The organism is Rhizobium grahamii CCGE 502 (assembly GCF_000298315.2).
In the GTDB taxonomy this organism is placed as follows: Bacteria; Pseudomonadota; Alphaproteobacteria; order Rhizobiales; family Rhizobiaceae; genus Rhizobium; species Rhizobium grahamii.
The window spans coordinates 15,924-30,108 of sequence record NZ_AEYE02000034.1; the positions used below are offsets into that span (position 1 = coordinate 15,924).

Genomic DNA, 14,185 nt, shown 5'->3' on the forward strand with positions numbered 1-14,185 from the left:
GAGACCTCGGCTGGTTCTTGTTAGTCCATTTGGGTGAGGTGCCATGTGACTATAGAGTCGACTTCCGCTAGACGGCATGAAACCCGCGCTGTTATTCCGCTTTTCTGTAATCATTATTGGTTATAGGTGCGCACTTGCGCATTGAATGCTGGAAAAACTAATATAACGCCAGATCATGTTGCTATACATCGACCCGTTTGATGTCCGGCGAGTATCTTGAGTATTGTAGGCAATCCGGAACCTAGCTGATGCATGAAAAGCAACGTCGGGTACGCAGCAGCAAGCTTCTCAGCGGGATCTCGCGGGCCATAACATTCGCCGTGGCCGCTTCTTTTCTGACCGGTGTCGGTTCCGCTGTTGCAGGCCCTCTTTTTCCCAATACGAAAATCCGCCTGACGCTTGTGCAGTGGATGCCGACAAAGGGCAGTTACGAGCAATGGGCAACCGTAGGAGGCGAGTATACCGTGTCTGAGGAAGGGACAATTTCAGTTCCTCTCCTTGGCCCGATTTCGGTCGAACAGTTAGATGAGGTGAGCCTGGCATCTTCTATAGCAAAGCGGCTGAAGGAAAAGATCGGCCTGGTAGATGAGCCAGCCGCCACCGTAGAGGTCCTGAAGTACCCCCCAATTTATGTTGTTGGCGATGTGGAGAAGCCCGGTGAGTATGACTTCCACGGCGGGATCACGGTTCTTCAGGCCTTGGCATTGGGCGGCGGCCAGCGTCGCGCTGCCAGCTCCTTACAGGGCTCCACCGATGTTACGAGGATGGCGGGAGACCTCAGGGAAATCGATGATTCGATCGTTCGCAGCACAGTAAAGATTGCCCGCCTTAAGGCTGAATTGGCCGGAGAAAAGACCTTTCAAGGTCCAAAGGAAAGCTCTGACGCGACGGCCTCTTCGGATGCCATCTACACGCAGGAGCAAACCATTTTTTCCGCCAGGGCTAATGAACTCACCAGACAGTCCAAGTCTCTTACTACACTGCGTGACCTCCTGTCAGAGGAGATTAAAGTCCTCGAGGAGAAGACCACGAGCACAGACCTCAACATTGCTTCCGTACAACAACAACTGGACAGCACGATCGCCCTCATCGAGAAAGGTGCTATTGTCGCGACACGTCAAGCAGAAGTCGAGCGTGTCATGAGAGGTTATCAGAACGATCGCCTCGACCTGACCGTCGCAATCATGCGTGCGCGCCAAAGCATAAGTCAGACGACGCGGGATCTGGAGGGTCTCTACGACAAGAGACAAACGCAAATTGCGTCTGACTTGCAGTCGGAGCAGGCAACCATGAGCCAGCTCCGGGTGAAGAAAGAGACCACTCAGAAATTGTTGACGGAAATCCTGTCATCAGGCAGCGCCGTTGAAGCAGACGAACCACCGAGGCTTCAGTTCACCATTGTTCGAGCAGGCAAGACTGAGAAGAGCGCGGAGGTCGCCGCATCTGAAACATCAGCAATGGCGCCCGGCGACGTGCTAAAGGTGACCCTGCGCGCGACGTCGCAACCTTTGGCGTCAAAATCCGCAGACGCCGTTGAAGTCACTGTGTCGACGCCTGATGCGGGCCAATGAGACACGTGAGGTAGCAACGAAATCCTGGCGAACTCGGTCAAATCGGGACAAATGTTTATGACCCTCCCTGATGGCGACGGTAACAGAAGTTACATCCAGATCATCAGATCAACCATCCTCATTGGCGGATCATCCGTCATAAATGTGGTCTTCTCGATACTTCGCAACAAGGCGATGGCGCTACTCCTTGGGCCTGAAGGCATCGGAGTGATGGCACTCTACAACTCGATCGTGGACATGTCCCAGACCGTTGCAGGAATGGGGATCAATGCAAGCGGCGTTCGCCAAATCGCCGCTGTCAATACGCAAGACGCTTGCCGGGTCGCAGAGGTCGTAATAGTTTTGCGACGCGTCTCGCTCCTTCTCGGGCTCCTAGGAGCGGCGTTATTGCTGCCATTTTCCGGACTTGTGGCACAATTGACCTTTGGGGACCGACAACACACGGCCGGCGTCATGATTCTCTCGCTCGCCCTTTTCTTCCAGGTAGCAGCCGGGGGCCGCACGGCCCTCATGCAAGGGACGCGTGACATCCCCGGCCTCGCCTGGATGAGCGTTATTGGAGGCTTGTTCAGCCTGGTGGTAGGTGTGCCGCTCATCTATTTTCTTGGAGCACAAGGCATTGCTATATCGCTGGCGGCAGCGGCCTGCGCAAGCTTTGTCGCCTCCTGGTGGTTCAGCCGGAGGATCGATGTCCCGAGCATTTCTCTTACGGCTCGTCGGGCGTTCCAGGAATCAAGCGCGTTGTTCAAGCTGGGTATCGTGTTCATGGCAAGCGGTTTCTTGACGATGGGCAGCGCATACGCGGTCCGGTTGATCGTGGCGTCCGAAGATGGATTGCACGCAGCCGGCCTGTACCAGGCGGCATGGTCTCTGGGAGGCCTCTACGCCGGCTTCATCTTGCAGGCCATGGGAACGGACTTCTACCCTCGGCTGACTGCGGTTTCCGGTGATAACCCTGAGTGCAACCGCCTCGTCAACGAACAAACTGAAGTCAGCATCATGTTGGCCGGCCCAGGTCTCATCGCAACACTGACCCTTGCCCCGGCGGTAATGGCATTGTTCTATTCCTCCGAGTTTGGGGATGCGGTCGACATTCTTCGTTGGATATGTCTCGGAATGATGCTTCGAATAGTCGCTTGGCCGATCGGATTCATTATCCTGGCGAAAGGTGCCAAGGGGATATTCTTCTGGTCGGAAGTTGCTGCCACCGTTGTCCACGTCGGCCTCGCATGGCTGTGCGTACCGGCACTAGGACCAGCGGGAGCTGGCCTAGCGTTCTTCGGTCTTTATGTCTGGCACAGCGGTCTTGTGTATTACGTCGCGCGGCGATACACCGGTTTCCGCTGGTCACCTGCCAATCGCAGACTGATACTTGCCTACCTTCCAATATCGGCAACGGTTTTCGGGGCTTTTCAGCTCCTGCCTCTCTGGGAGGCAACGGCCTTCGGCCTGGCAATCACGATTGTCGTGGGTTTCTTCTCGCTGAGAACACTCGCCAGCCTTCTGCCAGAACACGCCTTTCCGCGAATGATCCGTCCGCTCCTGGTTCCTCGTGGCGGCTAAGGGCACCGCACGGCAATTCCTCTTGCGTGGAAGACGGGCTGTTTGGTGTCTGGTTGAGCGTGCCATGCGGGCACCAAACCGAACACACAACGCCGCTTCACTAGCGGAAATTACGCTTATGCAGCCGAGCGCATTTGGCAGAGGCACAAGACGCACTGGCTCCCCACGTGATTGCAGGTTTCCTGCTCCGCCCAACGATACAAGGCAGCGATGCGGTGATGCGGTGGCCAGCATAGAGGCCAAACGGGCCACAGAATCGACGAATCCTCCTGTCCACACAGCCCCCACAGCAACCGTGCTTCGACGCTGCCTCCCAGATATCGGTTGCACTTGGAAGGGTTGAGGGATTTTCGACGTCGACGGTCGCTAAGAGTTAAATCCGGGCCGGTGAAAGTCAGCGACAACAAGTGGGGGAAAGCGCTGCCCCGCTTCCAGATCTAGGAGCTCGTGCTGGGGTGCCTCTCATGGTAGTCGATTGATGTCAGCTGGTTATCGAGGAAGATCTGGCGCCCACCCGTCATATGCCGGGCGCGACGCTGCAGGAACTGGAGCGCGGAGTGGCAGGTGAACTCCACAAGCGGTTACGTGTTCGCTGAGTTTACGGCCGCGACCAACGCCTGCCCGCTCTCTTCTCAAGGGTGAACCGGAGAATCAACCTGCGCGGCCAACCGCCACCTGGCACGAATAGAGCGACGCCCTTATGGCATCGACGACAGACGTCAACTCAATGTCCGTCAGCTGCGCGTACAGGGGAAGTATAATGGAATAGTCCTGCGCTGCGACGCTCTCTTTCAGGCTCGCGGCAATGCGAGACAGCCCAGGCTCGGCGTAAGCTTCCTCAAGATGGATGTTCATGATCCCGCGCCTCGTCGAGATTCCTCGGTCAAGCAGTTCCTGCATGACATCCCGCTGATCGAGATATCCAGGCAGCCTGATGCAGAAGCTCTGCCAGTTGCTGCGCGCCCAGGCTGGTTCGATCGGCGGCATCACATTGGCTGTTGAACGGAGTTGTTCTGCATACTGGCGCGCAATTTCGCGCCGTCGTGCTATGATGCCCGGAAGACGTTTGAGCTGTTCGCGACCGACCGCTGCCTGCATATCGGTCATCCTGTAGTTATACCCCAATTCGGGGTAGGATTCGAAGATAACCTGCCTTGACCCGTGCCGAACCGCGTCGGTGACGCTCATCCCGTGCTGACGCCAGAGCCGGAATTTCCGGTCGTACTCCGGATTGGCAGTCGTCAACATGCCGCCATCGCCGGTAGTCACGACCTTGCGGGGATGAAAGGAAAAACACGCAATGTCGCCGTGCGGCTTGCCAATCTTTTCCCAATGCCCTTTCCAGAAAACCTCACTGCCTGTCGCACAAGCAGCGTCCTCAATCACGGGGATTTCATGCCGGGAAGCAATGGCAACGATGCGATGTAGGTCGCAGGGCATTCCAAGCTGGTGGACGCAGATAATGGCTTTCGTACGAGGCGTTATTGCAGCCTCGATAAGATCCGGGTCAATATTGTAGCAGTCCTTTTCGATATCGACAAAGACAGGCACCGCGCCACAGTAGCGGATTGCATTTGCAGTGGCGATGAAGGTATGGCTGACGGTGATGACTTCATCGCCGGCCTCTACTCCGACAACCCTCAGGGCAAGATGCAGCGCCGTCGTGCAATTTGAGACCGCGCATGCGTATTGCGCACCAACATAGGCGGCGAACTCCTGCTCGAACGCTGCCACTTCTGGGCCCTGCGTTACCCACCCCGACATAATGACACGGCGGACAGCTTCGACCTCCTGCTCGTCCAGAACAGGCTTGGCAACTGGGATCTGGCTCATGCAGCTTCTCCTGCAGTCGGGCTTTTCTCCTGACGCCACCATTCAACGAGATCCCGCAAGCCCTCTTCCATGGTCACTTGGGACCGGAAACCGAGCATCGTCTCCGCCTTTTCGATGGAAGCGAGGCGCCGCGGCACCGCGTTGACCTTTCGCGCCGGCCCGAACTGCGGCTCCAGGGACGAACCCATAACCTTGGTTAGCAGAGCCGCAAGCTCCCGAAGGCTCGTCTCCGTTCCGCTCGCCACGTTGAACACCTCGTCGCTCACGTCCGACTTTGCAGCAAGTAGGTTGGCACGCGCGATGTCATGCACATGCACGAAATCCATTGTTTGCGTCCCATCGCCGAGGATGATGGGCGGCAAGCCACCGGCAATGCGTTCCATCCAGCGGATCAGGACTTCGGTATAGGCGCCGTAGACGTCCATCCGCGGGCCGTAGACATTGAAGTAGCGGAGCGCGACGTAGCGCAGGCCATACATGTCCGCAAAGCTGCGCAGCAGCCCTTCGTTGAAGGCCTTCGCGGCCCCGTAAATCGTCCGGTTGTTATAGGGGTGATGCGTTTCGGTGGTGGGGAAAGTATCTGCGAGACCGAGCACAGACGCGGATGAGGCCGCGACGACCTTCGAAACCCCTGCCTGCACCGCCGCTTCGAGCACGTCAAATGTCCCGCCCGCAAGGACGTCGAATGCAAGCCGGGGTTCCTCTGCGCACTGCGTGATCCGAATAGCCGCCTGGTGAAAAACAACGTCCATGCCCTGGTTGACCTCTTTGAGAAGCGCTCGGTCCCGGATGTCGCCCTCGACGATGGTCACCGGAGCCATAGCGATAGCATCAGCAAGATTTTCGCGCCGTCCTCGAACGAAATTGTCCAGGATTAGGATCTCCCGGGGCTCCTCGCGAGCGACGAGATCTGCAATGTGCGAGCCGATGAGTCCCGCGCCGCCGGTGATCAATACTCTCTTGTCTTTCATACTCAACACTCCGAATTAGTTTCGCTCGAATCCTGCTCCGCACGCCAGCGGAGGAATTTCGCGGGAACGCCGGCCACCACGGAAAAAGGGGCGACATCATCGACAACGACCGCACCCGCGCCCACGATCGCCCCTTTGCCGATGGTCACGCCGGGAAGAATTGTCGCGTTGGTGCCAATGTCTGCCCATGCGCCGACACGCACGGGCTTTATCTCGAGATCAGTGCGAATGATCGGCATGTCGACCGGTATTGCCGTATGACTTGAGCCGAGAACCTTTGCGCCGGGGCCCCATCCGACATGATCTTCAAGGACAAGGTCACGGGCGTCAAAATAAGCCTGCGGCCCAATCCAGACGTTGTTGCCGATCCGGCAAGTTCCGTCAAAGCGCCCTTGGATGTAGGCCTGTGCTCCAATAAAGACACCGTCGCCAATGTCGAAGGTCTCTGGATGCTTGAAACCAGCTCCGCTCCCGACGTGCAGGCCGCTGCCGCATTCGCGCGCAAGGCTTTTCCACATCACCCTTCGCATGAAACTGTCAAGAAACCCGTCGCCGGTCGCAAAGCGTCCGTAGAGTTCTACAAGCCCCGCCGTGCCATAGGATTGCTTCAGTTCCTCGGCCAATTGGACGACATATTCTGGATCCGATACTGTTTTCTGGCGGCCGTGAACGGAAAGGACAAGGCGCACGCCCGTGATGGGATCAACTGACATAAGCGTCCTGCTCCAAGACAGCAGCAACCCGTTCTACCTGCTTCAATGTCAGCTCCGGATAGATTGGTAGCGAAAGGACTTCCCGGGCTGCGGCCTCCGATTCAGGGAGATCTCCAGGCCGATAACCAAGGTCCAGATGCGCCTTTTGCAAATGCACCGGAATTGGGTAGTGCAGGCCAGAATGGATGCCTTCTGACCGGAGTGTATGCTGGAGCTGTTCGCGGTCACGGGTGCGTACGGCGTAAACATGGTACACGTGGCGGCGGTCGATCATCGCAACTGGGGCCAGTACCGACCGCGAGTGAGCCAGAAGAGCAGAGTAATGTTCAGCGCGCACGCGGCGTGCTTCGGTCCATGCCTCGAGATGCCGGAGTTTGACGCGAAGTATCGCCCCCTGTATTTCATCCATGCGATAATTGAAGCCCTTGAGGGCGTGATGATATCGCTGTTCCTGGCCCCAGTCCCTCAGCATTCTGATTTTCCTGGCATGCTCGTCGTTGTTGGTGACGACGATGCCCCCTTCGCCACAGGCCCCGAGGTTCTTGCCTGGGTAAAAACTGAAGCAGCCCGAGGCACCGATGCTTCCGGCGCGCCGTCCCTTGTATTCGGCGCCGTGAGCCTGGCACGCGTCCTCAATGACCGGAATTCCGTATCTGTCAGCAATCTCCTTGATTGCGTCCATGTCGGCCATCTGTCCATAAAGATGGACAGGCATAATAGCTTTCGTTCGCGAGGTAATCGCGGCTTCCAGCTTGGCGGGGTCCATGGTGAGTGTGACCGGATCGACGTCAATAAAGACAGGACGAGCGCCGGTGTAGCAGACTGCGGACGCTGTCGCGACGAATGTGAAGGCCACGGTGAGCACTTCGTCTCCTGGACCAACGTCAGCAGCGAGCAGCGCGAGATGCAATGCGCTTGTACCGGTGTTCACAGCGATGGCATGACTGGCATCGCAATAGGTCGCGAATTCCTCTTCGAAACGAGCGACTTCCACGCCGAGAACGTAGTGACCCGATGCGAGAACACGCAGCACGGCGGGTTCAATCTCATCCTTGATCGATGCGTACTGGGCCTGTAGATCGAGAAGCGGAATCATGCAATTAGCCTCGCCTGTTCGAGCTCGATAACGCGCCCACGTTGAGCGAGCGACTGTGTGGCGGCCTCGAGGATGCGGACAACTCGAAGTCCTGCGTGGCCATCCGCGATTGGTTGGCTGTTGGTGACAACGCAGTCCACAAACTGCTTGAGTTCACGGCCGAGAGCCTCTGTCATATCGAGTTGGGGCGCATACATGTCGCCGGTCCGATATCCGACGCGCATGTCATAGACCTTTTCACCATCAGTCTGCGGGTTGCCGTTGAGAGTGATGCCCTTGTCGTAGACCTTAATCTTCTCGCTCGGCTCCAGGTCGTCATAGACGATCATCTTGCTACTGCCCCCGATCAGCGTGCGACGCACTTTGACCGGCGCCAACCAGTTGACATGGATATGCGCGATTAGCTTGCTCTCGAAGAAGAGCGTCAGGTAGGCAATGTTCTCAGGCTCGCCCGCAACATGTCCCATGCCCGTCGCTGAGACCGCCACCGGTTTTTCAGGCAGGACGTAATCCATGATCGACAGGTCGTGGACGGCGAGATCCCAGATGACACTGACATCATGCTGGAAAAGGCCGAGATTCACGCGCACCGAGTCATAGTAATAAATGTCTCCGAGACCATTCTCGATGATTTCACGCATCTTGCGAACTGCACCCGTATGAATAAACGTGTGGTCCACCGCGAGAATAAGCCGTCTTCGCGCGGCCTCTTCAACCATCCGCCGAGCTTCCTCGGAAGTCGAAGCCATCGGCTTTTCGACAAAGACATGCTTGCCTGCCATCAGGGCTTTCATAGCCAGCATGTAGTGAGCCGATACCGGCGTCGCGATCGCGACCGCGTCCACGCGGGGGTCGCGCAACACCTCGTCAAAATCGTCTGTGATCTGGACCGTTGGGTAGCGCAGCTGGACGCCGGCGAGGCGATCCTTCTTGAGATCGCACACCCAGATAAGCTTTGCGCCGGGTGTCTCTGCAAGATTTCGAACCAGGTTCGGTCCCCAATACCCGTAACCGACGACGGCAACCCCAATCATCTTGCTCTCCCGGATGAAATGACTTCGACTGGCGCATCTTTTGCGCGACCGATGATTCTCGCTGGCACTCCAGCAACAATTGCGTAGGCAGGCACATCCTTGGTAACGACGGCGCCAGCGCCAATCTGCGCGCCTTCACCAATGGTTATGCCGGCAACGATAGTCGCGTTGCTACCGATTGAGGCGTATCGCTTCACAACCGTCGGCACGACCGACCAATCCGCATCGGACTGAAGGGAACCATCCACGTTCACTGCGCGTGGATGCAGATCGTTGGTGAACATCACGCCGTGACCAACGAAGACTCCGTCCTCGATGGTCACGCCTTCGCAAATGAAAGAGTGGCTGGAGATTTTGCAGTTCTCCGCGATTGTTGCATTCTTCTGGATCTCGACGAAGGTTCCGACGCGTGAACCGCGCCCGATCGTGCAGCCGTACAAATTGACGAGATCTGGATGATGAATAACGACGCCGTCACCCAACGTAACGCTTGGTGCAATCATGTCGTGACGCTTCCCTTGCTTCCTACTCAGTACGTGGAGGGAGGAGGTGACTGCGATCGCGCCGGAACCGTGCCCTCTCTTTTTTCAGAGAACAACTTTGTCGCTTGTCAGTAAATGGAACAAAAATCGGTAATTATGCTACCAAAAAGTCGTAGCACTTAGCCGGCGGATCATTCCTATAACTACTACAGTGCAAGATGTAATTGCATAGATGAAATATATCTGAATATAATATGCTTCCCTCCTCAAATATCGTGTTATCTGAAGTGCGGAAGTGGAGTCAAACTTGCGTCTAATCGTGTATCCGCATGATCTTTCCATTGGGGGCAGTCAGATCAACGCAATTGACCTGGCAGCTGGTGTGGCAGAGCGGGGCCACGAAGTACTGGTCTACGGCGTGCCTGGCCCACTTGTGGATTACATTCGCGAGAAAGGACTACGGTTTTTGCCGGCTCACGGCCTGCGATATCGGCCAGCTCCAACTCGCATTGTTGAATTAGCTACAATAGCGCGTCGAGAACGCGTAGACCTTATTCATACCTACGAATGGTCGACCTGTCTCGACGGCTATTTTGGCGCGTCGCTGGCACTAAATGTCCCGCTTTTGTGCACCGTCTTAAGCATGCAGGTCATGCCATATGTGCCCCCGTCTGTTCCGCTAATCATGGGTACTGCGGAACTTGGCGAAGAGGCGCGTAGAGGACATCGCGCTGATGTGTGGGTCCTCGAGCCACCCATCGACGTCGTTCGTGACAACCCGACGATCAATGGTGACGGCTTTCGACGCAAGCACAACGTGAAAGACGACGAGTTCCTCGTGGTAAGCGTTTCGCGACTAGCGTTGGATCTCAAGTTGGACGCATTGGTCAGGGGTATCGATGCAGTGGACACAATCGCCGATTCCCAGCCAATTAAGCTGATCCTCGTCGGCGACGGCCCGGCCCGCAATGCTCTGCAAAAGCGGGCGGATGATGTCAATCGCCGTCACGGACGCACAGTGATTATCCTCACAGGAGCAGATTTGGATCCGCGACAAGCCTATGCGGCGGCAGACCTTGTCATCGGGATGGGAAGTTCTGCCTTACGGGCACTTGCTATCGGACGCCCGCTCGTTGTTCAGGGAGAACAGGCGTTCTCGGAGTTGTTCAGTCCCGAGACGTCCGAACTGTTCATGAGGCAGGGGTTCTACGGCTTGGCCGACAATGCCCGTGGAACCGATCGTCTTGCTGCGCAAATTCGATCTGTCATGGATCAGCCCAGCAGACGAGCGGATCTTGGTCGGTTCGGTCGGCATTTTGTAGATAAGCGATTTTCCTTAGAGCGGGCTGTGGCCTTCCAGCTTGAAATCTACAGACGCGTCTCAGAAAGCCGCGCCTCCCCGAAGCTACGAGAGGCTGTGCGCGCGGCTTATCTGGCCGCCGCATTGGAAGTAGCCAATCATAATCCGCTGCGTAAGCGCCGCAATCGTAGGCGCGAAAAGGGCCTGCTTGCGGCCGCCACGACCGGCAATTGGCCTCCCATTTTGCAAGACTAACGGCACGGGCGGTGGTTGCCGACATTGCTTCATCGATTCTTTCTTCGGATATGCTTCGATGGGGAATGGAAACCTTGTTCACGCGCGCAATCTCAATGCCGTCCTACATGACCTAAATCGCAGACCGATTGTTTCTCCGGCCTAACATCGCGGCAGCGAGCGAATTTGGTTGAACTTTGACTGGGTACGATGATCAGGGAAAGTGAGCACGGAAACTCGTCGGGAGAGTTTCCTTTCCGCCCATACGAATGAGCGAGGAAGAAGACCGATCAGCACGATACATTGCGCGCTTAACGCCCTGACAAAGTAACTGCGCGTCTAAGGGCGGCTTGACGTTTCGCTGCGTTAAAAAGCCTCCGTCGCGCCCTATGTATCCGCTTCTCTGTTCCACCCCTCAACAAGTGGGGAGGCTTTTCCGGACAGTGTTAGAGCCAGCATCTTTCTGGCTCGATAGAGGCGCACCCGAGTCAGCCAGGCGAAAGCGATAACCCGGCTTCTGACCCCGGCGATCCGCCTGGAGGTCAATACGTTTTGAACTTCCACAAGGGGTGAAGCCGCGACCAAAAGCGTCAAGGCTAGCCAGCGCATCAACGAGGACTTGCCGCGGCGCACATCGCCGAAGGCATGGGCAACGTGACGGTCCCACCGGCGCGCCAGCTCGGAGAACGACGTGCAGGAGGGAGTGAGAACCCGTGCCTCCTCCAGAAAGGCGATGCGGTAGCCCTTTGCTGCCGCCCTTTTCCCCCACTCGGTATCCTCCATCGTCATGATGCCCCCGAAAGGACCGACCGCATGGAACACACTGCTTCGAACTGCCATGTTTCCGGTGGCGGTGTAACTATGCTTCTCGACGTAAAGGCGTGCGCGATAGCTGAATAACTCCTCATAGGCTTCTATGCCCGTGGGCGACGATGCATCCTTCCGCAAAATGCCAATATCCCCCCCCACAATATCCACGCCAGGCGTCCCCTCCATAAACGAGACAATCGCCTTTGCCCAACCCGGCTGCACGACGCAATCTGCGTCGATAAATGCGATCAGATCGGAGGTCGCAAGTGACGCGCCGAGATTGCGGGCCGGTCCTGGACCGGGGGTAGGTTCACGCACCAGGCGGACGTCGCTTACTCCGCTACAAGCATTAAAGGGCATTTCGTGCGAGCCGTTGTCGACGACAATGATCTCTATTCGGCCGGCAGACGCTCGCTGGAGATCCAGCGCTGCAAGACAAGCTCTGAGATTCTCCGGCTCATTAAGATGAGGGATCACCACACTTAGTTGGAAATTATAACCCATGACGGCTCCCGTCAGCATGGCAGTCTCGCTGGCGGCCAAGCCTATGCGACGACACGCCTCTAAATCAGTACCGAGACTCTGGCATCGGAGGCTGTGGATTAGGAAGCCTTGCCTGCCGCCAACTTTGGAGGAAACCTGCCTACGCCTTTCGATGATCGGTCGACCAGTCCACCCTCATCTGATCGTGCGGGTAGGCGGCGCGACGGATCGCTAAACCGCTCTCGGTCACAGGCACATGACTGCGCTGCTCGTTCCGCGTTGGGGCGATCCGACGGGCGCGCGTGCATCATTTTCCTACCGAATAGGACCTTATCCATAGGTGGCAGATGGTCGCCGAAGGGATTATCCGAACCTGCCGCGCGGACCGGGTGTAACGCCCATTGGGGAACTATACACCCGCCCGCGATCGCCTGATCATGTGCCAATACGACCGAGAGCGGGCGGGCCTCAGAAAGACGCTGCGACCTGCTCACTTTTCACGAAAAGAAGGAAAAGTATATGCGGAAAATTTTGATCGTGTATGGCACGCGCCCTGAAGCCATTAAAATGGCGCCGCTAATAGATGCCCTTGGCCGCTCTGCCTTCTGCCGCCCCATCGTGGCCGTAACCGGCCAGCATCGCGAGATGCTTGATCAGGTGAACCGTCTTTTCGGAATCGAGCCTCACCACGACCTCAACATCATTACCCAATCCCAGACGCTCGAAACGATCACCTCCCGTGTACTTACGGGTGTATCCGCGGTGATCGATGTGGAGCGGCCGGACGCGCTTCTGGTTCAGGGTGACACGACTTCCTGTTTTGCAGCAGGCCTTGCTTCCTTCTATCAAAGAATTCCGCTCATCCATCTCGAGGCAGGCTTGCGGTCTGGGGATGACACCAATCCCTTCCCGGAAGAGATTAACCGTCGCCTGACCACTCGGCTTGCCAGGCTTCACCTCGCGCCGACCAGGGTGTCGAAGCAAAACCTCCTCAACGATGGCGTGCCCGAAAACGAGATTGTGGTCACCGGCAACACCGTGATCGATGCTCTCCTTCAGGTGTCGGGACGAAACACCCCCATCGAAAACGGCGACTTTGGACTCAAGCGAACCGTTCTCATTACTACCCACCGACGCGAATCCTGGGGCGAGCCCATGAAACGCACTGCAGGCGCCATCGCCCGCCTTGCCCGAATGTTTCCGACCGTCAACTTCCTCCTGCCTGCACACCTTAACCCGGCCGTGCGATCTGTCCTTCTGCCACCGCTCGAAGGCCTCGACAACGTCACGGTCACGCAGCCTCTCGACTACTCCGACTTTGTTCGGGCGATGCGCGATTGCTCTATCGTTTTGACTGACAGCGGTGGCGTGCAGGAGGAAGCGCCTTCTCTCGGCAAGCCGGTATTGGTGATGCGCGACACGACGGAGCGGCCAGAAGCCGTCGAGGCTGGCACGGTTCGTCTGGTAGGGACGGACGAAGACGCAATCGTCACCAATGTCGCGAGCCTGCTGACGAACCGGAGCGCGTATCAATCAATGGCCCGGGCGGTCAACCCCTATGGCGACGGACGCGCATCAGAGCGTGCGGTGTGCGCCATCGAACATTTCTTTGGCCACGCCGAGCGGCCAGTGGAATTCGGCGCGATGCTGCCCGCTCTACGCTCCCGCAGGCGGAGAACGCCAGCCGCAGCACAGCAAATCCCTGCTAATCGGCCTTTGGGAGAACCGCTAACCGCCTAGCCTTTTACAAAAGACAGCGGACCCCGACACACTATCGCTGTGACCAACTAAATTTCAACGCCTTGACGTCCACACAGCCATGGCTGGCTTCGACGGCGTTGGATTAACCCGAACTCCGCCACGTGTCCATGGACGTCGATCGGATCGCCGCGTGTTTTGTCGACTGGCGTGATCCGCACGCTTGTTTGGCATAGCGTACCGTGATGGAGGATGTCGATCATCGGGACAAGCTACGCACGACCCAATGCTATGCTTTTGTCGAAGAATTTGTTCGCGTTGTTTGCAGGCAAGTCTACGTTGAATAGTCTGCACATGCGCCCCCTGGCGAGCCGATGTGCCACCTTAGCATCGGGCC

Annotated in this window: 11 protein-coding genes; 4 read left to right on the forward strand and 7 right to left on the reverse strand. The window is 57.2% G+C overall.

The window, feature by feature from the left end:
- Positions 1-248: 248 nt before the first annotated feature.
- Positions 249-1,571, forward strand: a complete 1,323-nt coding sequence (locus tag RGCCGE502_RS27225) for a polysaccharide biosynthesis/export family protein (RefSeq protein WP_016557431.1) — start codon at positions 249-251, stop codon at positions 1,569-1,571.
- 57 nt (positions 1,572-1,628) lie between these two features.
- On the forward strand, positions 1,629-3,134 hold the full coding sequence (locus tag RGCCGE502_RS27230) for an O-antigen translocase (RefSeq protein WP_016557432.1): 1,506 nt from the start codon (positions 1,629-1,631) through the stop codon (positions 3,132-3,134).
- Positions 3,135-3,785: 651 nt separating this feature from the next.
- Here the strand turns inward: RGCCGE502_RS27230 and RGCCGE502_RS27235 are convergent.
- The 6 genes from RGCCGE502_RS27235 to RGCCGE502_RS27260 are packed head-to-tail and all read right to left on the reverse strand — an operon-like array spanning position 3,786 to position 9,284.
- On the reverse strand, positions 3,786-4,967 hold the full coding sequence (locus tag RGCCGE502_RS27235; protein ID WP_016557433.1) for a DegT/DnrJ/EryC1/StrS family aminotransferase: 1,182 nt from the start codon (positions 4,965-4,967) through the stop codon (positions 3,786-3,788).
- The gene (locus RGCCGE502_RS27240; protein ID WP_016557434.1) at positions 4,964-5,938 is read right to left on the reverse strand and encodes an NAD-dependent epimerase/dehydratase family protein; all 975 of its coding nucleotides are present in this window, start codon (positions 5,936-5,938) and stop codon (positions 4,964-4,966) included. The genes RGCCGE502_RS27235 and RGCCGE502_RS27240 overlap by 4 nt, the downstream gene beginning before the upstream one ends.
- 2 nt (positions 5,939-5,940) lie before the next feature.
- Positions 5,941-6,651 (reverse strand): acyltransferase, encoded by a 711-nt coding sequence (locus tag RGCCGE502_RS27245; RefSeq protein WP_016557435.1) that lies wholly within the window; start codon positions 6,649-6,651, stop codon positions 5,941-5,943.
- On the reverse strand, positions 6,641-7,747 hold the full coding sequence (locus RGCCGE502_RS27250) for a DegT/DnrJ/EryC1/StrS family aminotransferase (RefSeq protein WP_016557436.1): 1,107 nt from the start codon (positions 7,745-7,747) through the stop codon (positions 6,641-6,643). The genes RGCCGE502_RS27245 and RGCCGE502_RS27250 overlap by 11 nt, the downstream gene beginning before the upstream one ends.
- Positions 7,744-8,781, reverse strand: a complete 1,038-nt coding sequence (locus RGCCGE502_RS27255; RefSeq protein ID WP_016557437.1) for a Gfo/Idh/MocA family protein — start codon at positions 8,779-8,781, stop codon at positions 7,744-7,746. Before RGCCGE502_RS27255 ends, RGCCGE502_RS27250 begins: the two co-directional genes overlap by 4 nt.
- Positions 8,778-9,284 carry an acyltransferase gene (locus tag RGCCGE502_RS27260; protein WP_016557438.1) on the reverse strand — a complete coding sequence of 169 codons (507 nt, stop codon included), beginning with the start codon at positions 9,282-9,284 and terminating at the stop codon, positions 8,778-8,780. Before RGCCGE502_RS27260 ends, RGCCGE502_RS27255 begins: the two co-directional genes overlap by 4 nt.
- A 286-nt stretch (positions 9,285-9,570) precedes the next feature.
- Here RGCCGE502_RS27260 and RGCCGE502_RS34740 point away from each other — a divergent pair, with 286 nt between their 5' ends.
- On the forward strand, positions 9,571-10,818 hold the full coding sequence (locus tag RGCCGE502_RS34740; protein WP_176705732.1) for a glycosyltransferase family 4 protein: 1,248 nt from the start codon (positions 9,571-9,573) through the stop codon (positions 10,816-10,818).
- 366 nt (positions 10,819-11,184) lie between these two features.
- Here RGCCGE502_RS34740 and RGCCGE502_RS27270 read toward each other — a convergent pair whose 3' ends face one another.
- A complete protein-coding gene (locus RGCCGE502_RS27270) occupies positions 11,185-12,111 on the reverse strand; it encodes a glycosyltransferase family 2 protein (protein ID WP_141652424.1) in 927 nt (308 codons plus the stop codon).
- Between the two features lie 498 nt (positions 12,112-12,609).
- Between RGCCGE502_RS27270 and wecB the strand changes: the two genes are divergently transcribed.
- Positions 12,610-13,830 carry a non-hydrolyzing UDP-N-acetylglucosamine 2-epimerase gene (wecB, locus tag RGCCGE502_RS27275; RefSeq protein WP_016557441.1) on the forward strand — a complete coding sequence of 407 codons (1,221 nt, stop codon included), beginning with the start codon at positions 12,610-12,612 and terminating at the stop codon, positions 13,828-13,830.
- The last annotated feature ends 355 nt before the right edge of the window (positions 13,831-14,185 follow it).